At 71.7% G+C, this 19,742-nt stretch carries 19 protein-coding genes and 1 tRNA gene; 11 read left to right on the forward strand and 9 right to left on the reverse strand.

Annotated features, from left to right (window positions below):
- Positions 1 to 15 precede the first annotated feature (15 nt).
- From ACFO60_RS23650 to ACFO60_RS23670, 5 genes are all read left to right on the forward strand, one after another.
- Positions 16 to 270: a sarcosine oxidase subunit delta gene (locus tag ACFO60_RS23650; protein WP_380843544.1), complete on the forward strand. Its 255-nt coding sequence runs from the start codon at positions 16 to 18 to the stop codon at positions 268 to 270.
- On the forward strand, positions 267 to 3,017 hold the full coding sequence (locus ACFO60_RS23655; RefSeq protein WP_380843546.1) for a 2Fe-2S iron-sulfur cluster-binding protein: 2,751 nt from the start codon (positions 267 to 269) through the stop codon (positions 3,015 to 3,017). The genes ACFO60_RS23650 and ACFO60_RS23655 overlap by 4 nt, the downstream gene beginning before the upstream one ends.
- A complete protein-coding gene (locus ACFO60_RS23660; RefSeq protein ID WP_380843653.1) occupies positions 3,010 to 3,516 on the forward strand; it encodes a sarcosine oxidase subunit gamma in 507 nt (168 codons plus the stop codon). The genes ACFO60_RS23655 and ACFO60_RS23660 overlap by 8 nt, the downstream gene beginning before the upstream one ends.
- A 317-nt stretch (positions 3,517 to 3,833) precedes the next feature.
- Complete coding sequence (locus tag ACFO60_RS23665; RefSeq protein ID WP_380843548.1) at positions 3,834 to 4,076, forward strand: hypothetical protein; 243 nt, start codon at positions 3,834 to 3,836, stop codon at positions 4,074 to 4,076.
- A gap of 57 nt (positions 4,077 to 4,133) precedes the next feature.
- On the forward strand, positions 4,134 to 5,366 hold the full coding sequence (locus ACFO60_RS23670; protein ID WP_380843550.1) for a CoA transferase: 1,233 nt from the start codon (positions 4,134 to 4,136) through the stop codon (positions 5,364 to 5,366).
- A gap of 89 nt (positions 5,367 to 5,455) precedes the next feature.
- Here the strand turns inward: ACFO60_RS23670 and ACFO60_RS23675 are convergent, their stop codons facing one another.
- From ACFO60_RS23675 to ACFO60_RS23685, 3 genes are all read right to left on the reverse strand, one after another.
- Positions 5,456 to 6,268 (reverse strand): inositol monophosphatase family protein, encoded by an 813-nt coding sequence (locus ACFO60_RS23675; RefSeq protein ID WP_380843552.1) that lies wholly within the window; start codon positions 6,266 to 6,268, stop codon positions 5,456 to 5,458.
- Positions 6,269 to 6,347: 79 nt separating this feature from the next.
- Positions 6,348 to 8,270 carry an ABC transporter ATP-binding protein gene (locus tag ACFO60_RS23680; RefSeq protein ID WP_380843554.1) on the reverse strand — a complete coding sequence of 641 codons (1,923 nt, stop codon included), beginning with the start codon at positions 8,268 to 8,270 and terminating at the stop codon, positions 6,348 to 6,350.
- A complete protein-coding gene (locus ACFO60_RS23685; RefSeq protein ID WP_380843556.1) occupies positions 8,270 to 9,997 on the reverse strand; it encodes an ABC transporter ATP-binding protein in 1,728 nt (575 codons plus the stop codon). The genes ACFO60_RS23680 and ACFO60_RS23685 overlap by 1 nt, the downstream gene beginning before the upstream one ends.
- Positions 9,998 to 10,387: 390 nt before the next feature.
- Between ACFO60_RS23685 and ACFO60_RS23690 the strand changes: the two genes are divergently transcribed.
- The 3 genes from ACFO60_RS23690 to ACFO60_RS23700 all read left to right on the forward strand — a co-directional run bounded on the left by ACFO60_RS23690 (position 10,388) and on the right by ACFO60_RS23700 (position 12,560).
- Positions 10,388 to 10,903 carry a sigma-70 family RNA polymerase sigma factor gene (locus ACFO60_RS23690; RefSeq protein ID WP_380843558.1) on the forward strand — a complete coding sequence of 172 codons (516 nt, stop codon included), beginning with the start codon at positions 10,388 to 10,390 and terminating at the stop codon, positions 10,901 to 10,903.
- The gene (locus ACFO60_RS23695; RefSeq protein ID WP_380843560.1) at positions 10,900 to 11,685 is read left to right on the forward strand and encodes a hypothetical protein; all 786 of its coding nucleotides are present in this window, start codon (positions 10,900 to 10,902) and stop codon (positions 11,683 to 11,685) included. The genes ACFO60_RS23690 and ACFO60_RS23695 overlap by 4 nt, the downstream gene beginning before the upstream one ends.
- A gap of 356 nt (positions 11,686 to 12,041) precedes the next feature.
- The gene (locus tag ACFO60_RS23700; RefSeq protein ID WP_380843562.1) at positions 12,042 to 12,560 is read left to right on the forward strand and encodes an RICIN domain-containing protein; all 519 of its coding nucleotides are present in this window, start codon (positions 12,042 to 12,044) and stop codon (positions 12,558 to 12,560) included.
- 198 nt (positions 12,561 to 12,758) lie between these two features.
- Here the strand turns inward: ACFO60_RS23700 and ACFO60_RS23705 are convergent, their stop codons facing one another.
- Positions 12,759 to 13,100, reverse strand: coding sequence for a hypothetical protein (locus ACFO60_RS23705; protein ID WP_380843564.1), 342 nt, complete (start codon positions 13,098 to 13,100; stop codon positions 12,759 to 12,761).
- Between the two features lie 231 nt (positions 13,101 to 13,331).
- The gene (locus tag ACFO60_RS23710) at positions 13,332 to 14,435 is read right to left on the reverse strand and encodes a helix-turn-helix domain-containing protein (RefSeq protein ID WP_380843566.1); all 1,104 of its coding nucleotides are present in this window, start codon (positions 14,433 to 14,435) and stop codon (positions 13,332 to 13,334) included.
- A 90-nt stretch (positions 14,436 to 14,525) separates the two neighbouring features.
- Between ACFO60_RS23710 and ACFO60_RS23715 the strand changes: the two genes are divergently transcribed.
- Together ACFO60_RS23715 and ACFO60_RS23720 are read left to right on the forward strand one after the other, a co-directional pair.
- On the forward strand, positions 14,526 to 15,122 hold the full coding sequence (locus ACFO60_RS23715) for a PadR family transcriptional regulator (protein ID WP_380843568.1): 597 nt from the start codon (positions 14,526 to 14,528) through the stop codon (positions 15,120 to 15,122).
- Positions 15,119 to 16,312 (forward strand): FAD-dependent oxidoreductase, encoded by a 1,194-nt coding sequence (locus tag ACFO60_RS23720; RefSeq protein WP_380843570.1) that lies wholly within the window; start codon positions 15,119 to 15,121, stop codon positions 16,310 to 16,312. Before ACFO60_RS23715 ends, ACFO60_RS23720 begins: the two co-directional genes overlap by 4 nt.
- A 74-nt stretch (positions 16,313 to 16,386) precedes the next feature.
- Here the strand turns inward: ACFO60_RS23720 and ACFO60_RS23725 are convergent, their stop codons facing one another.
- From ACFO60_RS23725 to ACFO60_RS23735, 3 genes are all read right to left on the reverse strand, one after another.
- Entirely contained in the window at positions 16,387 to 16,680 is a 294-nt protein-coding gene (locus tag ACFO60_RS23725; protein ID WP_380843572.1) for a hypothetical protein, read from the reverse strand.
- Positions 16,681 to 16,767: 87 nt separating this feature from the next.
- Positions 16,768 to 17,301 carry a flavoprotein gene (locus ACFO60_RS23730; RefSeq protein ID WP_380843574.1) on the reverse strand — a complete coding sequence of 178 codons (534 nt, stop codon included), beginning with the start codon at positions 17,299 to 17,301 and terminating at the stop codon, positions 16,768 to 16,770.
- 248 nt (positions 17,302 to 17,549) lie between these two features.
- Positions 17,550 to 17,621: transfer RNA gene (locus ACFO60_RS23735), tRNA-Lys, on the reverse strand.
- Between the two features lie 233 nt (positions 17,622 to 17,854).
- Here ACFO60_RS23735 and ACFO60_RS23740 point away from each other — a divergent pair.
- On the forward strand, positions 17,855 to 18,352 hold the full coding sequence (locus ACFO60_RS23740; protein WP_380843576.1) for a PspC domain-containing protein: 498 nt from the start codon (positions 17,855 to 17,857) through the stop codon (positions 18,350 to 18,352).
- On the opposite strand, the gene ACFO60_RS23745 is transcribed toward ACFO60_RS23740, so the two are convergent.
- Positions 18,349 to 19,641 (reverse strand): MFS transporter, encoded by a 1,293-nt coding sequence (locus ACFO60_RS23745; protein WP_380843578.1) that lies wholly within the window; start codon positions 19,639 to 19,641, stop codon positions 18,349 to 18,351. The genes ACFO60_RS23740 and ACFO60_RS23745 overlap by 4 nt on opposite strands.
- Between the last annotated feature and the right edge of the window lie 101 nt (positions 19,642 to 19,742).

Genomic DNA, 19,742 nt, shown 5'->3' on the forward strand with positions numbered 1-19,742 from the left:
GGAGCCCTCCTTTCGATGCTGTCGATCCCCTGCCCGTGGTGCGGGCCGCGCGACGAGGCCGAGTTCCGGTACGGCGGGCAGGCCGGCGTGGCCTACCCCGCCGACCCGGGCGCGCTCACCGACGAGGAATGGGCGCGCTACCTGTTCTTCCGCGACAACCCCGAGGGCCCGTTCCGCGAACGCTGGCACCACGCCGCGGGCTGCCGCCGCTGGTTCGACCTCACCAGGGACACCGCGACCGACGAGATCCTCCCCGGAGGCGGGCGATGACCGGGCGGCGGCGGGACGGGCACGCGGGCGAGGTGCTGCGGTTCGCCTTCGACGGCCGGCCCTACGAGGGACGCCGGGGCGACACGCTCGCCTCCGCGCTGCTCGCGGCCGGCGTGCGCCGGGTCGGCACCAGTGTCGCGCTGGGCCGCCCGCGCGGCGTCTTCGGCTCGTGGACCGAGGAGCCGAGCGCCGTCGTCCAGATCGACCATCCCTACTCCGAGCCCATGGCGCAGGCCACCACGGTCCCGCTGCGCGAGGGCCTGGCCGCCTCCTCCCTCGTGGCGGGCCGCGGCCGCCTGTCTCCGGAGCCCGACCCGGCGCGCTACGACGCCACGCACGCGCACTGCGACGTCCTGGTGGTGGGCGCGGGACCGGCCGGGCTCGCCGCGGCGCGGGCCGCCGCGGCCACCGGAGCCCGGGTGATCCTCGCCGACGACCGCCCAGAGCCAGGAGGCACCCTCGCCGACACCGCCGAAACGGTCGAGGGCCGCCCCGGCGCCGAATGGGCGCTCGCCGTGGCCGCCGACCTGCGCGCCCGGCCCGACGTGCGCGTCCTGACCGGCACCAGCGTCATCGGCTACTACGACCATGACTACCTGGTGGCCGTCGAACGACGCGGCGAGGACGCGGTCACGCGGGAACGCGTCTGGCGCGTACGCGCCCGCAGGGTCGTCCTGGCCACCGGCGCGCACGAGCGGTCGGTCGCCTTCGGCGGCAACGACCTCCCCGGCGTCATGCTCGCCTCCGCGGCCCGTGCGTACGCCAACCGGTACGGTGTGCTGCCCGGCCGCCGCGCGGTGGTCTTCACCTGCGGCGACAGCGGGCACGACGCCGCCCGCGACCTCGCGGCCGCCGGCGTCGCGATCGCCGAGATCGCCGACGCCCGGGAGGGCCGGCTCGTCACGGGCGCCCTGGCCGCGACCGGCCCCGGCGGCGACGGCGGCGTGCGCGCGGTGCTCGTCGGCACCCGCGAGGTCGAGGCCGACCTGCTCGTGGTCTCCGGCGGCTGGAACCCCGTCGTCCACCTGTTCAGCCAGGCCGGAGGCCGACTGGAGTACGACGACCACCTGGCCGCCTTCCGCCCGGCGGACCCGTTCGCCGCGCGGGGGAGCGTGCGGGCGGCGGGGGCGGCGCGGGGCGTCTTCTCCCTTCCCGGATGCCTGGCCGACGGCGCCGCTGCCGGATCCGGCGCCCCGCCCATCCAGACGCCCGCCCCGGCGGGACCACCCCCCGAGCACGTCTGGCTCGTTCCGCCGCTCGCCTCGCCGTCCCCCGCCGCGGAGCTCCCGGGCGACTACACGCGCCACTTCGTGGACCTCCAGCGGGACGTGACCGTGGCCGACATCCAGGCGGCCACCACCGGGGCGGGGCTGCGTTCCGTCGAGCACGTCAAGCGCTACACCACGGCCGGCACCGCACACGACCAGGGCAAGACCTCCGGCACGCTGACCGGCGCCATCGTCGCTCACACGCTCGGCGCCGGGCTCGCGGAACTCGGCACCACCACCTTCCGCGCCCCCTACGTGCCGGTGTCCTTCGCCGCCCTCGCCGGGCGCGACCGGGGCGCGCTGCACGACCCCGTGCGGGTCACCGCGATGCACGACCTGCACATCGGGCACGGCGCGGTGTTCGAGGACGTCGGCCAGTGGAAGCGGCCACGGTACTACCCGCGCCCGGGGGAGGACATGGAGGCCGCGGTGCTGCGCGAGTGCCGCGCCGTGCGCGAGGCCGCGGGCGCCATGGACGCCTCCACCCTCGGCAAGATCGATGTCCAGGGGCCCGACGCGGCCGCGTTCCTGGACCGCCTCTACACGAACATGATGAGCACCCTGAAGGTCGGCGCGATCCGGTACGGCGTCATGTGCCGCGCCGACGGCATGGTGTTCGACGACGGCACCGTCATCCGCCTGGCCCCCGGCCGGTTCCTCCTCACCACGACCACCGGCAACGCGGCCGCCGTCCTGGACTGGATGGAGGAGTGGCTGCAGACCGAATGGCCCGGCCTGCGGGTGCGCTGCACCTCGGTCACCGAGCAGTGGGCCACGCTCGCCCTGGCCGGGCCCGGCTCGCGCGCCGTGCTCGCCGGGCTCGCCCCCGGCCTGGCGGTGGACGCCGAGAGCTTCCCGTTCATGACCTGGCGCGACGCCGAGGTCGCCGGCATCGACGCGCGGGTGTGCCGCATCAGCTTCTCCGGCGAGCTGGCCTACGAGATCAACGTCAGCTGGTGGCACGGCCACGCGCTGTGGAAGGCCGTACTCGCGACCGGCGCCGTCACGCCGTACGGCACCGAGACCATGCACGTGCTCCGCGCGGAGAAGGGGTACCCGATCATCGGCCAGGACACCGACGGCACGGTCACCCCCGCCGACCTCGGCATGAGCTGGATCATCTCCAGGAGCAAGCCCGACTTCATCGGCAGGCGGTCCTTCGCCCGGCCCGACACCGCCCGCGCCGGCCGCCGCCATCTGGTGGCGCTGCTCCCCGACGACCCCGCCGAACTCCTTCCCGAAGGCGCACAGCTCGTCGCCGCCGGCCGCCTCCCCGAGCCTCCCGTGCCCATGCTCGGCCACGTGACCTCCTCCTACCGCAGCGCCGCCCTGGGCCGCGCCTTCGCGCTCGCGCTGGTCACCGGCGGCAGGGACAAGATCGGCGCGCGTCTGCAGGCCTACACCGGCGCCGGCCTGGTCCCGGTGACGGTCGCCCACCCCGTCCTCTACGACCCCGAGGGAACCCGTCGTGATGGTTGAACCGGTCAGCCCGCTCGCGGGGTTCGGCGGGATCTCCGGCCCGCGGCTCCAGGTGCGGGAGATCCCCTTCCTGCGGCAGGCGAACCTGCGCCTGGACCCCGCCCGGCAGCCGTCCGGTCTCGGGGTGCGGCTGCCGCTGGAGCCGAACACGTGGCTGCGCTCGGGGGACGCCGACGTGGTCTGGCTGGGGCCGGACGAGTGGCTGGTGATCGGCGACGCCGGCCTCCCCCGCTCGGAGGAGATCGCCGTGACCGACGTCTCGGCGCAGCGGACCACCATCGAGGTGGCGGGCCCCGGCGCCCGCGACCTGCTGGCGCACGGATGCGCCATCGACCTGCACCCATCGGTGTTCGGACCCGGCCGTTGCGCGCAGACCATGCTGGCCCGCGCCCAGGTCGTCCTGATCGCGGGAGAGGACGACGGGTTTCGCGTGCTCGTCCGGGCCTCCTACGCCCGCTACCTCGCCGACTGGTTGGCCGACGCCGCCGTGGACCTCTGAACGGCGCGCACCACGGGCGTCGCATCGAGGGCCGGCTGGACGGTTCGTGGCACGGACGTCGCCTTGACGACCCGCTGGTGGCACGTGGCACGGGCGCGCCTCGAAGGCCGGCGTGCGCGGCGGCTCGTCACCGAGCGTGAGAGCCTGGACGGGCTCAGCCGCCGGCATGCGCTGTGTGGCCGATGTAGGACAACGTCATGCTGATTACACCCAGTGATTGTGTGCGCACATTCGGTTCTTTAGCCTTGACGCATGCCCTCCCCTACCATGCCGGTCCGCCGTTGGTCCTCGCCCGTTTCGCGGACGGGTGCGCGGCCATGGCGATGACGATCAACGAGCTCAAGGACAAATACAGCAGTAAGTGGCTCGTGTCCGACGCCGTCGGCGGCGGCTGGTACGCCGTCCGGCGGCACGGCGTCTCGCGGAACCTCCTGCGGCGCGGCCTGTCCAACGTCCGCTGCGCGGCCACGCTCAACGAACTCGCGGCACACCTGGCCGCCGAGGTCCAGCTCGAAGAGCGCCTCATGCGCACCGACGAGGCGACCCCCGTCAGAGGGTGAACACCTCGCGTCACGGCGAGGGCAGCAGGGCGGGCGTCCCGTGGTAGAGATGGCCGGGTGACCGCGGCATCGAACCCTCCCTCCCCGCCGCCGCTGGCGGGCATGCGGGTCGTCGAGCTGTCCAGCTTCGTGGCCTCACCGCTCGGCGGGATGACCCTGGCACAGCTGGGCGCCGACGTGATCCGCGTCGACCAGATCGGCGGCGGCCCCGACCACGGCCGCTGGCCGCTGGCCCCGTCGGGCGCGAGCCTCTACTGGGCGGGGCTGAACAAGGGCAAGCGGTCGGTCACGGTGGACCTCCGCGCGCCGGAGGGCCGCCGCCTGGTCGCGGCCCTGGTCGCCTCGAGCGGCCCGCAGGGCGGCATCGTGCTCACCAACGCCCCGCCGCGCGACGGACTCACCCGCGAAGACCTTCAAGCCCTGCGCCCCGACCTGATCCATGCCCGGCTGCTCGGCCACCGCGACGGGAGCAACGCCGTCGACTACACCGTGAACGCCTCGGCCGGCTTCCCGCACCTGACCGGCCCGCGAGACCACGACGGCCCGGTCAACCACGTGCTGCCCGCCTGGGACCTCGCCTGCGGGCTGTACCTCGCGGTCGGGCTGCTCGCCGCCGAGCGGCACCGGCTGCGCACCGGCGAGGGGCAGTGGCTGGAGATCGCGCTGCACGACGTCGCGCTCGCCACGGCGGGGAACCTCGGCTACCTGGCCGAGGCCCAGCTGTGCGCCGCGCCGCGCCCGCGACTCGGCAACCACCTGTTCGGCGACTTCGGCCGGGACTTCACGACCGCCGACGGGCACCGCGTCATGGTCGTCGTGCTCACACCGCGCCACTGGCGGGACCTGCTCGCGGTGACCGGCCTCGGCGAGGTGGCCGCCGCGCTCGAACGGGCCCTCGGCGCCGACTTCCGCCGCCAGGCCGACCGCTACACCTACCGCGAGTCCCTCGGCGGGATCCTCGCGCCCTGGTTCGAGGGGCGCACGTGCGAGCGGCTCGAACGCGACCTCGCGGGCACGTCGGTTCTGTGGTCCCGTTACCGCACGCTCGCCGACCTGGTGGGGGACGACGGCGCGCTGCTGCGCGCCAGTCCGGTGATCGGCGAGCTCGACCAGCCCGGCATCGGCCCTCATCTCGCCCCCGGCCCGCCCCTGGTGTTCGGCGGGCGGCAGTCGCCGCCGCGGCCCGCGCCGGTGCTCGGGCAGCACACCGGCGAGGTGCTGAGCGAGCTCCTCCACCTGTCACCGGCCGACCTGGCGGATCTCCGCGCCCGCGGCCTGGCCGGTGAGTGACGCCCGCCCCTCACCGGTACGCTTCCCCCGGTTCCCGCGCGGCGCGGCCGGCGATGAGTCCACGGTCCGGCGAGGGGCGCCGTCCCGGCTCACCGGTACGTCGCGTGAGCCTCCCGCACGACCGCGAGGACCTCCGCGAGGACGCCCGGGGTGGCGCAGACGGTGGCCGTGGACCGCATGGTGTGCGGCGTGCCGTCGCGGTCGACGACCAGCGCCCCCGCCTCCCTGGCGATGGCGACGCCGGCCGCGGTGTCCCACGGCCGGTTGTTCATCATGAGGCAGGCGTCGATCCTGCCCTCGGCGACCCAGGCGAGGTCGATCGCGGCGGACCCGAACATGCGGATGCGCTGGGCCCTCCCGGCGAGCAGGCCGGTGATCGCCAGCCGGAGCCGGTTCTCCTCCGGAGCGCCGTCGCCGACGGCGAAGTCCCCGACCGAGACGAGCGCGCCGTCCAGGGCGGCGGCGGCGCTCACCTTGATCGGCTCGCCGTCCACGGTCGCACCGAGGCCCTCGGCGGCCGAGTGACGGGAGCGGAGGAACGGCAGCTCGATGACGCCGAGGACGGGGACGTCCCCGCGCACCAGGCCCAGCGACACCGCGCACAAGGGCAGGCCGTGGAGGAAGTTCACCGTGCCGTCGACCGGGTCCAGCACCCACCGCAGCCCCGCCCCGGGCTCCCACCCGGCCCCTTCGGCCTGCTCCTCGCCCAGGAAGCCGATCTCAGGGGTGCGCTCGCGGAGGTGGTCGCGGACCGCCCGTTCGACGGCGTAGTCGACCTCGGTCGCCATGTCGCGGTCGCCCTTGGCCGTGACGACCCCGGGAAGACGCGTTCTGATGAGCTCGCTCGCGATGCCGGCCGCTTCTTGTGCGACGGAAAGAAGACCCCGCGCGTCGTCGCCCATGCCGAACTCCCGCTCCCCGTGTGAGTCGCCGATTCGGGTGGGAGCCCGAACGCCGTATGACGATGACTCTAGGACGACTCTAGGACCCTCCTTCATCGATCCGCGATCGTGGTCCGCCGCGGCCGGCCCCGCGGGCCAAGGGGCGCGGCGGCGCCTGTTCCCCGGCCTCGGCCAGCGACTCCTCGTCCCACAGCCGCCGCATCTCGGGGCAGTCCGCCAGCAGCTCGCCGAGCGTGCCGCGGCCGGCGACCCGGCCGCGGTCCAGCACGACGACCTGGTCGGCCCGTTCGAGCGCCGCCCGCCGGTGCGACACCACCAGCAGGGTTCCCGGCCCGCTCCCGTCGCGCGCGGCGGCGGCGATGCGCTCCCACAGCAGCTTCTCGGTCGCGACGTCCAGCGCCGACGACAGGTCGTCCACGACGAGCAGGTCCGGCGCCCGGACCAGCGCCCGGGCCGCGGTCGCCCGCTGGACCTGCCCGCCGGACAGCCGTACGCCACGAGGTCCCACCACGGTGTCCAGGCCGTCCGGCATGCCGGCCACGTCCTGTTCGAGCGCGGCGAGTTCGAGCGCGAGGCCGATGCGCTCGTCGTCCGCCGGGCGGCCGAGCAGCAGGTTCTCCCGCAGGGACTCGGAGAACAGCCGCGGGACCTGGCCGGCGTACGCGGCGCGGTCCGGCACCAGGAAGGTGCCCGGATCCTCGACGTGTCGGCCGTTCCAGGTGATCGTCCCTGCGTCCAGCGGCACCAGGCCGAGCAGGGCGCGCACCAGCGTCGTCTTGCCCGAACCGACGGCCCCGGTGATCACCGTGAAGGATCCGCGTTCGACGCGCAGGCCGACCGCGTACAGGCCCTGGCCCCGCGCACGGGCGTCTCCGTTCCCTTGCCCTTCGCGTCCGGTTCCGAAGTGCACCGAGAGCCCGCGCGCCTCGATGACCCGCAGCGCGTCGTCACGGCCCGGCGACGACGTTGCCGTCGCCGTCGCCGGGGGGTTCCGCTTGAACCAGACGCCGCTCGCGCGCGACAGGTCGCGCGCGTCCTCGTGCGGGGCCATCAGCCGGCCGAGCCGTTCGACGGCGACGGCCGCCTGCGGCAGGCGCGACAGCATCGAGCCGGCCGTCCGCGGCAGCGCGGCCAGCCAGCCGGCGTAGCTGGTGAACAACGCGAGATCGCCCACGGTGAACTCGCCCCGCCGCATCGCCGACGCGGAGAGCAGGAGGACGAGCCCGATGCTGATCTCGACGGTCGTACCCGTCGCGGTGTCCAGCATGTCGGTCGCCAGCCGGTCCTTGACGGCCGCGTCCCGACGGGCCCGGTTCTGCGCGCGCAGGCGTTCCAGCACGGCGTCCTCGGCGCCGGCGGTCTTGATCGCCAGCACGCCGGCGAAGGCGTCGCCGATGAACGCGGTGACGACCGCGCCGAGGACGCGGGCGCGCCGGTGCAGGCGCTGGACCAACCCGCGCAGGATCCGGTTCAGCACGCCGATCGTGATCATCGGCACCAGCAGCACGAGGGTGACGACCGGGTCGATCGCCGCCATGACGACCAGCGCGGCGACGCTGAACAGCGTCGCCCCGGCCAGGCTCACGATGTCGTCGGTGAGCTGGACCAGGTCGCTCACGTCGTCGCGCAGGCGCGCCATCGCCTCGCCCGAGGAGTGCGGCAGCCGGCGCGCGGCCGGGCCGCGCGCGGTGAGGATCGAGCGCAGCAGGTTCGCGCGCAGCACGGTCACCGCCGCGTCCCACCAGTAGGTGCCGTAGACCCAGGCGATGACCATGATCAGACCGCGGACGGCCTCCACGCCCACGAACACCGCGCACAGCCGGAGGGAGTCCTCGAGGGTGACGCCGCGGTGCGCGCCGATCCGGTCGAAGATCGCTTGCAGGACGAGCCCGCCGGCGAGGGGCAGGACGCTGACCGGCGCCCAAAGGAGCGCGCCGATCAGGTACCGGGGGAAGCCGGCGATGCGGGTGAGCCGCAGGACCAGGAGCGTGGCGGGCCTCATCAGCGCACCCCCGCCGCGTCGAGCAGGTGGGCGAAGCGGCTTCGAGGATCGGCCGCCAGATCCTCGCGGAGGCCGTACTCGACGATCTCTCCGCCCTCGACGACCGCGATCTTGTCCACTCTGGAGAGCGAGGAGAGGCGGTGCGCGATGAGCACGCCCGTCCGCCCGGCCAGCAGCCGGTCGGTGACGTGCTCGATGCGCCGCTCGGTGGCCGGATCGAGCCGGCTGGACGCCTCGTCCAGGACCACGAGCCCGGGGTCGGCGAGGAACGCCCGGGCGAACGCCAGCAACTGCGCCTCACCGGCCGACAGGCCGCCCGCCTGGCCGCCCAGCTCGGTGCCGAGCCCGTCGGGCAGACCGGCCAGCCAGTCGCCGAGCCCGACGTCGGCCAGGATCGCGCGCAGCCGGCGATCGTCGGCCTGCGGCCGGAACAGCGTGAGGTTGTCCCGGACGGAGGCGGCGAAGAGCTGGACATCCTGCGTCACGACGCAGACGCGCCGGCGCAGCGACACCGGGTCGGCGTCCCGCAGGTCGAGCCCGCCGACCCGCACGCTCCCCTCGGTCGGGTCGTACAGGCGCAGCAGCATCCGGGCGATGGTCGTCTTGCCGCTGCCGGTGCGCCCCACCAGGCCGAGCGTCTCGCCCGGCGCCAGGGCGAGGGTGACGTCCGACAGCACCTGCTCGCGGTCGCCGGGGTAGACGAACCCGACCCCGTCGAGGCGCACGCCGAGCGGCCCGGCGGCGGGCAGCGGCCGCGGGTCGGCCGGCTCGGGGATCGTCCGCCGTTCGGCGAGCAGATCCCCGATGCGCGCGAGGCCGGCCAGCGCCGTCTGGTACTGCTTGAGCTGGTCGATCAACCGCTCGAGCGGCGTGCGCACCATCTGCGTGTACTGGAACAGCAGCACGGCCGTGCCGACGGCGAGGGCGCCCGACTGGCGGCCCCACGCGGCCAGGGCCAGGACCAGGGCCGTGCCGGCCGCGAACGCCACCGACGTGCCCGCGAGCAGGCTGCTCCTGACGCGGTCGGCCCGCACCTCCGCGCGGTACATCGTGGCGCTCACCTGGTGGAAGCGGTTCACGGAGTGCTCGCCCGCGCCGTTGGCCCTGATGTCCTCCACGGCGGCGAGCCGTTCCTCCATGGTGCCGAACACGGCGGCGCTCGCGGCTCGCGCGCGGGTGGCGGACGGGACGGCGAGCCGCTGCGCGCGGGCCATGAGGAGCCCGATCAGCACGCAGTACAGCAGGAGCACGCCGCCGAGCCGCAGGTCGGTGGCGAGCACGACGACCAGCACGCCGGCGAGGAGCAGCACGCCCGCGACGACGTCCATCACGAAAGCGACGACGAAGTCGGCGACGGCGACCACGTCGCCGTCCACCCGCTCGATCATCTCGCCGGGGGTGCGCCTGCCGTGGAAGGCCATGTCCAGGCCGAGCGCGTGCCCGGCGAGGTCCTCCCGCAGGCGGTTGGTGCCGTCCCAGGCGAGTCGGCTCGCCAGCCAGGCGGTGAGCATGCGCGCCGCCTGCCCGGCGACGGCGAGGACGAGGTAGCCGAGCGCCACGAGCGTCAGATGACGGGTGGTCGCGCCGCCGATCGCGTCGTCGACGAATCGGCGGGTCACCTGCGGCGCGATCAGGGGCAGGACGGTGGCGGCGCCGGTGGCCGCGACGAGGCCGACGGCGGCGCGGCGCCCCGGGCGGAAGGAGCGCAGGACGGCCGGGCGGTTCACCGGCGACCGTCCTTGAGCAGCGGCCGCGCCATGCGCGGCGGACATGCCCGGCGGCAGTCCTGGAGAACCGGCCCACGGTCGAGGTGGTGCCGGGAAACCGGCTCACGGAAGAGGCCGTGGCCGGCGCGCGCGGTCAGGCAGCCGTCATCGGCGTGTCCATGCGAGGAGATCTGTTCGTACGGCGCTATCACGAAGCGTCATGTCCTTTTGACGGGTGGCGAATACCTGGCGAATGGACTCGAACGCTTCAGACATTTCGCCTCCTCGTCGGACCTGCTGACCCTCGGGAGTACAACAGACACGACTCCGGCGCGACAACAGGTTTACCGCCGCCCGCCGCCCGCCCAGCGGGCCGGATTCCGTTCACCGAGTGTAGGTAAGCGTCTCGCCGTGCCCGCGCGTATAGGGGATGTGGAGCATCTGCAGTTCGAGGATTTCTACCAGGAGAACCGGGATGACTGCCTCCGGGCGGTGCTGGCCGCCACGGGTGAGCGGCAGCTGGCGGAGGACCTGGTCGCCGAGGCGTTCACGCGAGCGTGGATGTCGTGGCGGAAGGTGAGCCGGCATCCGGCGCCACGCGCCTGGATCGTTCGGGTGGCGCTGAACACCCGGGTCACCTGGTGGCGACGGCGCCGCCACGAGGTCGCGCTGAGCGGTCACGAAGCCGTGGACCCTGCGGCGCACGATGGGGCGGGCGTGGATCCCACCCTGCTGGTGGCGCTGCGGCGGTTGCCGCGACGGCAGCGGGAGGTGGTCGCTCTTCGTGTCTTCCTCGATCTGGACACCGAGACCGCGGCCAGGACCCTCGGGATCGCTCCCGGAACCGTCACCGCACATCTGTCGCGCGCTGTGGCGGCTTTGCGCGGTGACCTCGCGACAGTCAACGAGCAGGAGGGCGAACGATGAACGACGATGACCTACTGGGCAGCACGTTGCGCGACGCGATGGCCGGAGTGCACATGCGCACGCCGGTGCAGAAGCTCGTGGCGGCGGGCCGGTCCCGCCGCCGCCGCAGAATCGGGGGCGCGGCGGCCGGCGCCGCGCTGGCGACGGGGCTGGCGCTGACGCTGGCGATCGACAGCCCCCAGGTGAACGCGCCACCGGTGGCCGCCGGCAATCAGGTGCACGTGCACCTGGCCGCCTTCTCCGTCGACACCAACCCCGACGGCACGGTGACCGTGAAAATGACCAAGCAGCAGTCTCTCGATCCGGAGGTCATGCAGCGAACACTGGCCCAGGCCGGTGTCCCCGCGCAGATCACGATCAACAAGTGGTGCCGGCCGTCGAACCCGTCGCAGAATCTCGAAGCGGACTTCAAGAAGGTCGTCCGGGAAGAGTGGCGGTCCGGCGAAACCGTCCACGAGCAGGGGAAGCAGTCCGACGAAATCGCCCGCGAGGAGAAGAGGCAGGCTCTCGAGACCGCCGGCGATCAGGGGAAGCGGCCTGGCCAGGGCGCCGGTGGGCAGCAGGGGCATCCCGGCCGAACCTCCGTCATGGTCGTCACGCCATCGGCGATGCCCCCGGCGACCAAGCTGATCATCGGCATGAGGACGGCCGGCTACCAGCCCGACTCGCCGAGCCGGGTGGCGGTCTCGATGGGCCTGGTGCCCGACGACGCCCCGCTCGCCTGCACCACGGACGTCCCGGCAGGCCCGCCGCGCGGTCCCAAGCCCTCGCCCACGTCCTGAATCACCAAGGCCGCACGTGCCAGATGACCCCCAAGACGGTCACCTGGCACGTCGGCGGTCACGCGTGGCGTCGTCCGAGAGGAGTGGCCGATCGTTCAGCCGACCAGGCGGCCGCCGCGATGCTCCTTGATCCGAGGCGGGAGGAGGAAGCCCGGAGCGGCGACCGCCCACGACCCCGCCGTCTGGTCACGGCCGGGCGGTCGTGGTGCTGCGACAGCCTTCGCCTCAATGGCCCGGCTTCGAGTTCAGACACGCAGAGGGCTGCGCTCAGAGTGATTGATCAAGCACTGAGCGTCATGGCATGGTGTTCGAGTTCTGATCAACTCTCCTGGGGGCCACTCATGCTTGCTCGTCGTGTGCTAGCCGTCGCTGTCATCTCCGCCACGGTGGGTGCGGTGACGACCCTGCCCGCCGCCGCCGCTCCCCGTCAGCCCGCCGGTCGCACCGCGCAGGCGTGGCCGCCGATGTGCGTCGACGTGAGCAACAACCGTGGCAACGGCATCCTGATGTACCAATGGCAGTGCGACAGCAACAACGCCAACCAGAGGTTCGTCATCGAGGACGGCCTCATCAAGGTGGAGGACACCGTCGGCCACAGCCAGGTGATGTGTCTGGACTCCTCGAACGGCCGCACCAACGGCACCCGGGTCTACCAGTGGCAGTGCCTGGGTAACGCCAACCAGCGCTGGGTCGTCCGGAGGGGCGCCATCATCTTGAGGTCCACTCTCAACTCGGGCGTCCGCCTGTGCCTGGACGCCACCAACGGCCGCGGCAACGGCATCCAGGTGTACTTGTGGCAGTGCGACGGCAACAACACCAACCAGAAGTTCGTCATCAACAACGGCCAGATCGCGATCAAGGACACCTTGTCCTGATCTCGACTTGCCGAGGCGAGCCGGCGTCGGCAGGGCGGGTCCGACGCCGGACAGCGTGTCTCCGGCAGGTGACGGGCGGTTCCGCCCTCCACCACGACGGCCGAAGCACACGCTGTACGGCGGCGACACCTGTGCCCGCGATCTCCAGCGATCACCGACCGCGCGCTTCTCCGCTGGGATCAGGTGCCGGGACACTCGCTACTGGCAACGCGGCGGCTTCGAACTGTTGAGGTAGATCTCCTTGGTGTACACGTTGAGGGTGATGGTCTGCCAGTCGCAGAAGTAGTGCGGGTTGTTGTTGGTGTCGTACACGGCACCGGACCATCCGTTGGCGACGAGACGCGTCGACCAGCTCGACGTGTAGTAGTGATCGCCGGTGCAGCTCGCGCTGAAGACGACGTTGGAGCCGTTGTAGACGGTCGCCGCGGTTCCCCCGCATCCCCTCGCCGCTGACGCCGACGCCATGGGGGCGGCTAGGGCGACGGTGCCGGCTACGGCGGTGACGCTGAACGCGCCGGCGAGAATTCTCCTGACCTTCATTGTGCTCCTCCACGTGATAGGCGTTCGCCTGTAGATGTGGTGAGTCGCGTCGTGATGCCCACAACTGGGCCGCGGGCGGAAGTGACCAGGCTCGTCGATACGACGTGATTCCCCGTGACGCCGGAGCCCCGTGCTTTCTCTACCTGCGCACTCCGGCGTGGTGCGCATTAACAGGATGATGAGTCCCCAGGACGCCGATTACATTGGCGCCGCGCGCAGTGCCCTTGACCGTCAGCGCACTCCTGGCAGGTGCCGGCGGCGGTAGTCGCCGGGGGAGACGCCGAACGCCTGCTTGAACGCCCGGCTGAACGCCGTCGCGTCCGTGAAGCCCCAGCGTGCGCCGATCGCGTAGACCGGACGGTCGGCGAATGTCGCGTCGCACAGGTCGCGGCGGCACCGGTTGAGGCGGCACTCGCGGATCCACCCGGCGACGGTCAGTCCCTCGTCCTGGAACAGCGAGTGGAGGTAGCGCACTGAGATGTTGTGCGCAGCGGCGACGTTCGAAGGGGAGAGCGCGGGGTCGGAAAGCCGGTTGTCGATGAAGTTGAGGATCCTCGGCCGCAGCAGCCGCTGCCCGGCATCCCGGGCGGCGCCGTTCTGGTCGAGGTGCCTGCCCAGTGCCAACGTGACCAGATCGATGACCACGGCAGTGAGCCGTATCCCGTCAGCCGGACGGTATTTGTCGGCGGAGTCCAGCAACCGCCGGGCGACGTCCACCATGAGCGAGTCGACGTCACATCTGACGGGAAGGGACCGCGCCATCACGGTGCCCAGTGCCCATGACCTTGGCAGTTCCGATCGCGGTACTTGGATGATGAGGTGTTCCAACGGCTCGCGGTTGATCACTTCACCGGGCCGTGAGGTGTCGATCAGCACGAACTGGCCGCAGCCGACATCGGCTTCTCGGTCGAGGTGACTGAGGCCGAGTCTTCCGCGCAACGGCACTGTCACGTACAACAGCTCGGGGTCGGAGCGCCGGATCATGCGAGCGGTGCGCGCGACCCGCAACGGTGGATAGGTCACCATGGAGATCTGCACCGCACCGAACTCGAACAGGCTGACGGTGGCGGTGAAATCGTCTACCTCGTCACTGGTCACGGCGGTGCAGATCAGCGCTTTCGACGTCAACTCATGCCAGGCCGCGAAGCGCAGCTCTGGCGGGATGTCGGCAGTGCGGAAACGCGCCACGAACACAGCTGCCCCCCCGTTTAGGCAGTGATTTGTGCGGATTTTGCCAGTATGACCCGCAGTGGCGGCGGACACCACGATCGCGGGCCACAGCTCCGGTTGGGGTCTAGACCACCGCACGCTCGCCGGGCGATCCCGCGACCTCATCGTCAGGCTCCTCCACGCGCCTAGATATAGTTGACATCGACTAGTCGACCATTGATAGTTGATAGCAACTAAGGAGGTGGCGAAGAGATCGTGGAAAGACGACGCAAGGTGTCCAATCCGCTGGCTCTGGCCGTACTCGTCTACCTGATGGCCGAGTCGACGCACATCTACGAGCTCGGACGACGACTGCAGGAGCAGGGCAAGGACCGCAGCATCAAGTACAACCGCGGCTCCCTTTACATGGTCGTCGAGCAGCTGCGCAAGGCCGGGTTCGTCGCCGAGCAGGTGACCGTGCGTGACACTCCGCGCCCGGAGCGCACCATCTACCAGATCACCGAAGCGGGCCGGACCGAGCTCTACGACTGGATGCGCGAGCTGGTCGCCATCCCGCGCGAGGAGTACCCCTACTTCGGGGTCGCCTTGTCGCTGCTGGCCGTGCTCGCCCCGGCGGAGGGCGTCGAACTGCTCGGCCGGCGCCTCGCAACCCTGGGCGAGCAGGCCGAGGAGGTACGGGGCGTGCTGCGACAGGCCGCCGAGGACGACGTGCTGTGGGTGTTCCTGGCCGAAGAGCGATACCGGCTCGCGCTGTTGGAGGCCGAGATCCGCTTCGTCACCGATCTCGTCGAGTCCCTGCGGGACCCCGCCTACGAGCGGTCCTGGCAACTGATGAAGGAGAACCTGACGTGAGCGAGGTGAGAACGGCGCTGGTCATCGGCGGCGGCGTCGCGGGCCCTGTGGCCGGGATGGCCCTGCGCAGGGCCGGAGTGGAAGCCACCGTCTACGAGGCGTACCCCACCACGGCCGACGGCGTCGGCGGCTCGCTCGGCCTGGCGCCGAACGGGCTCGCGGCGTTAGAGATCATCGGTGCCGCCGACACGGTGCGGGCCATCGCCCGGCCGATGCCCCGCGCGGTCATGGCGGTCGGCCGCAAACGGCTGGACACGGTGCCCACGCTCCCCGGCCTCCCGCCGTTGCAGCTCATCTGGCGCGCCGACCTGCACCGCGCGCTGTACGACCACGCGGTCTCCCAGGGCGTACGGGTCGAGCACGACAAGCGCCTGGTGGGGGTCGAGGAGACCGCGTCCGGGATCACGGCGCGGTTCGCCGACGGGACCACGGCCACGGCCGACATCCTGATCGGCGCGGACGGCATCCGGTCCACGGTCCGCACGCTGATCGACCCGGACGCCCCGGGCCCGACCCCCACCGGGCTGCTCGGCTTCGAGGCCGTCGCGGACTTCGAGCTACCGAAGGACGAGGGGACGATCACCTACGCCTTCGGCAGGCGCGGCTTCTATCTGTTCCGCCCGCATCCCGGCGGCGGCGCCGAGTGGGGCGCCAACCTGCCCCACGCGCCCATGTCTCTGGCCGAGGCCCGGAAGGTCCCGAACGAGGAGTGGCTGCGCAGGCTGGGCGAGTACCACGCCGAGGACCACCCCGGCGCCGAGTTGATCGCGCACACCGATCCCGGCCGGCTCCAGGTGCTCGGGTCGATGTACATGATGCCGAGCGTGCCGCGCTGGCACAGCGACCGGATGGTCCTGGTCGGCGACGCCGTGCACGCGCCGTCCAACAGCTCTGGCCAGGGCGCCTCGCTGGCCATCGAGAGCGCCGTCCAGCTCGCCCGTTGCCTGCGGGACCTGCCCGACGCGGCAACCGCGTTCGCCGCCTACGAGCGCCTGCGCCGCCCCAGGGTGGAGAGGGTCGCCGCCCGCGCGGCCAGGATCAACGGCTCCAAGGCGGCCGGCCCCCTGTCCAGGGCCCTGATGCCGCTGCTGATGCCGATCATGCTGAGAACGGTCATGCATCCCGAGCGGGCCTTCGGCGTCGAGCAGCGCTACAAGATCGACTGGGACGAGCCGGCCACACCCCATTGACGTTCCGCACCGCCGCGACGAACACCTGCGGCATCGTGCGGCGCAGGCTGATCGACGGTCACATGAGGTTCGCGTCATTTGGTGGGGATCGTGTGACTGCGGCTCCGCATCAGGGCTTGGGCACGTGTGTAGACGATGCCGCACCAACCTACGATCACGACGAGCTGTCCTCCCCACCACCATGAACCCATATCCCATCCGAGCAGCCACTCCAAGGCGGCCGGGCGTCGAGACTGGAGCAGGTTGGCCGTGAAACCGACGATGGCGAACAGGCCGATGACAATCACGACCACACTGATCCACGCGGAAAAGGGCCAAGGGCGGCGCTCGGGACGGCGGCCCTCGTTATCACCGAGTTCGTCTGCCATGAGATGACCATGACATGTGGGGGATCGCCCTGAAAAGGCTGGCCCTGCCCCGGGTTCGTCGCGGCCGATATTCGACCCCCCAAGGATTCACCCGGCCGCTGTTGGGAGGGCGGACAGGGCCAGGTGCCAGGGGTAGGCGTCGGTGTGGTCGGCTCCGGAGCTGGGGGCGCGGGGCTCGAACCGTCCGGGGTCGAGCAGGACGTGGACGCCTTCGGCGCGGAGGTCGTCGACGCTGCGGCGGAAGGGCGCCCGGCCGGCCAGGGCGGTGTTGACGAAGGGCAGGACGACGACGGGGATGCCGAGGCCGGGGGCTTCGGCGAGCAGGCCGAGGGCGTAGGTGTCGGCGATGCCGTGGGCGAACTTGTTGATGGTGTTGTAGGTGGCGGGGGCCACGATGATGGCGTCCGCCCGGGGTGGCTTGGGTTCGTCCGGCTTGCGGTACCGGCTGCGGACGGGGCGGCCGGTCTGTTCCTCTAGGGAGGGCACGTCGATGAAGTCGAGGGCGGGCGGGGTGGCGATGATCTGGACGTTCCATCCGGCGTCCTGGGCCAGGGCGACGAGCTCGGCGACGTCCGCGGCGGGGCCGGCGGCGCACACGATGATGTAGAGGACCTTGCTCACGCTGGCGCTCCAAGGGACTCGGCGTATTCGCGGGCTTCGCACGGGATGGCACTCAGCTCACCACGACCAAGCGCCACACGCATGTCACGTCCCGACCGGCGAGCGGTGCGGCGGCGCGGATGGGCCGGGCGCTGTGGGACGACCGAGGCCGGCGACCGCAACCCCGTGCCGACGATCGCAACCCGAACCGCAACCCCGGGCAGGCTTCCCGATCATGAGATCTGGGAGTCTGCCCAGGTCATTCTGGGTGGGCCGCCAGGGACTCGAACCCTGAACCTACGGATTAAAAGTCCGCAGCTCTGCCATTGAGCTAGCGGCCCGGCATGGATTGCAGGGTACTGAGCGTACCGCGCCTCGCGCGACTGCCTGCCACCTCTTAATGGGTGGAAGGGGCGGTGCGCCAGGGCGACGCTGCCGTCACCTAGTCAGGTGGTGCCCTGTCAGGGTAAGGCTCAAGCAGGCCTTGCAGACCTCACGGCTTCAGGGCGTCACCAGGGTCGGGCCAGGGGGAATCCCGATGTGCGAAGAAGGGCTCTGAGGGCAGTCTTAAGCCATGAACGAGATGAACCTCCACGGTCACTCCACCAAGGAACTCCGCCGCACCCGCGAAGGCAGGATCGTCGCCGGCGTGTGCTCCGGCGCCGCCGAGTACATCGGCGTCGACGCCAACATCCTGCGCCTCGTGCTCGCCGTCGCGACCTTCTTCGGCGGCCTCGGCATCGGCGTCTACGCCGTCGCCTGGCTGCTGATCCCCGAAGAGGGCAAGAACGGCTCGATCGTCCAGGATCTGATCAACAAGCAGAAGAGCGACAGCGGGTCCACCTGGCACCAGGTCTCCTCCTACTGGCAGCCGTCGCAGGCTCCCAAGGACGGGCAGGCGCCGTACGCGGAGCAGCGTGCCTGGCAGGCTCCGCAGGACGCGCCGTACGGTGGCCGGCCGGCCTCCGGCCAGTCGCCCTACGCGGCTCCCGCGTCGCCGTCTCCCGTCCAGCCCCAGTCGCCCGCGAGCCGGCCGCAGTCGCCGGTGGACGAGCCCCCTGCGAACATCTAGGGCACCTGGGTGCGGACCCTGGTGATTATCTCGGCACGAGTCTCGGTCCAGAGCATGGCGAGCAGTGCGGCGACGCACAGCCCGGCCGCCCCCGCGAGGGCGACCACCGGCTCTGGGCCGAGTGCCTGCGCGGCGGCGCCTCCGATGAGGATGCCGATGCCCTGGGCGGCGAGCAGTCCGGATTGCACCAACCCGAAGGCCTGCCCCCGGCGGCCGGGCGGCACGCATTGCACGAAGGCGGCGTTGGCCGCGAGCTGATAGGCCCCTCCCAGCCCCGCGAGCATCCACAGGGCCAGGACGACGGCCAGCGGAGGCCTCATCGCGCAGCCGATGAGCGGAGCGCAGCTCAGCATGGCCATCCATCCCATGTACCGCAGGCGCCCGGTCGGGGTCACGAGCCGGCTGAACACGAAGGCCCCGATGACCGTCCCGGTCGGCATGGCGGCCATCAGCAGACCCGTGATCAGCGTGATCTGGCGCGAATCGTCGCCGAGCGTCACGGCGTACGGCACGGCGATGCCCTCGGGGAGCACGTAGAAGCCGCAGAGCCAGGCGAACAGCACCAAAGTGCGCAGTCGCCGGTCACCGAAGACCAGCCGTGCGCCCGCCTTGGTCATGGCCCACATGGAGGCGTGAGCGCCGCCCTCCGGATCAGGCGGGGGACGCCTGCGCACCCCGAGCACGAGGATCAACGCAGAGGCCAGGAAGGTCACCGCGTTCAGGGCGAGCCCCTGATAGGCCCCGATGGTCGCGATGACGCCCGCTCCCGCCGCGAACCCGAGCATCTGAACGCCCTGGTTCGTCATGTTCTGCAGCGCCGAGCCGGCGACGTACCGGTCACCTTCGAGGATCTCGGGCAGCAGAGCCGCGCGGGCGGCCGTGAACGGTGCGCTGAGCAGCACCACGCAGAACACCAGGACGCACAGCATCGCGAACGGCATGCTGGGCAGGGCCATCAGACCGACCAGGACCGCCCGTGCCAGATCGCAGACGATCATGATGTGGCGTTGCGCGTACCGGTCGGCGAGCCCGGCGAGCACCGGGCCGCCGACGATCGGCGGGAGATAGGTCAGGGCGTAGACGGCCGCTGTGGCCAGCGGAGAACCCGTCCTGTCGTAGACCAGGAGCGCGAGCGCCACCTGGGCGAGCTGATCGCCGAGTAAGGAAAGGCACTGGCCGAGCCACAGCGCACGGAATTCGCCAATGGCGATGACCTCGCTGTACGTCGCCTGGCTTTCGGGCGAGCGGCGGTGCCGCCCGGGCAGCCGGCTGGGCCTGATGGCCGCCATATGACTCCGGTGGGCTCGCTGGGCCTTTCCTGACAGTCCGTGTTCAGTATGTCACCTACGGTGCCCGGTCCGCCGCCGGTTGCGTAAGCCCGGTGACGGCA

It is taken from the genome of Sphaerisporangium dianthi, from assembly GCF_042654065.1.
Lineage (GTDB): Bacteria > Actinomycetota > Actinomycetes > Streptosporangiales > Streptosporangiaceae > Sphaerisporangium > Sphaerisporangium dianthi.

Excerpts from the sequence above, each read along its gene's own strand:
- ACFO60_RS23745 (WP_380843578.1), bottom strand. The coding sequence starts at position 19,641 with ATGGCGGCCATCAGGCCCAGCCGGCTGCCCGGGCGGCACCGCCGCTCG.
- ACFO60_RS23660 (WP_380843653.1), top strand. The coding sequence starts at position 3,010 with ATGGTTGAACCGGTCAGCCCGCTCGCGGGGTTCGGCGGGATCTCCGGC.
- ACFO60_RS23655 (WP_380843546.1), top strand. The coding sequence starts at position 267 with ATGACCGGGCGGCGGCGGGACGGGCACGCGGGCGAGGTGCTGCGGTTC.
- ACFO60_RS23710 (WP_380843566.1), bottom strand. The coding sequence starts at position 14,435 with ATGAGGTCGCGGGATCGCCCGGCGAGCGTGCGGTGGTCTAGACCCCAA.
- ACFO60_RS23650 (WP_380843544.1), top strand. The coding sequence starts at position 16 with ATGCTGTCGATCCCCTGCCCGTGGTGCGGGCCGCGCGACGAGGCCGAG.
- ACFO60_RS23665 (WP_380843548.1), top strand. The coding sequence starts at position 3,834 with ATGGCGATGACGATCAACGAGCTCAAGGACAAATACAGCAGTAAGTGG.
- ACFO60_RS23675 (WP_380843552.1), bottom strand. The coding sequence starts at position 6,268 with ATGGGCGACGACGCGCGGGGTCTTCTTTCCGTCGCACAAGAAGCGGCC.
- ACFO60_RS23680 (WP_380843554.1), bottom strand. The coding sequence starts at position 8,270 with ATGAGGCCCGCCACGCTCCTGGTCCTGCGGCTCACCCGCATCGCCGGC.
- ACFO60_RS23725 (WP_380843572.1), bottom strand. The coding sequence starts at position 16,680 with ATGGCAGACGAACTCGGTGATAACGAGGGCCGCCGTCCCGAGCGCCGC.
- ACFO60_RS23695 (WP_380843560.1), top strand. The coding sequence starts at position 10,900 with ATGAACGACGATGACCTACTGGGCAGCACGTTGCGCGACGCGATGGCC.
- ACFO60_RS23705 (WP_380843564.1), bottom strand. The coding sequence starts at position 13,100 with ATGAAGGTCAGGAGAATTCTCGCCGGCGCGTTCAGCGTCACCGCCGTA.
- ACFO60_RS23740 (WP_380843576.1), top strand. The coding sequence starts at position 17,855 with ATGAACGAGATGAACCTCCACGGTCACTCCACCAAGGAACTCCGCCGC.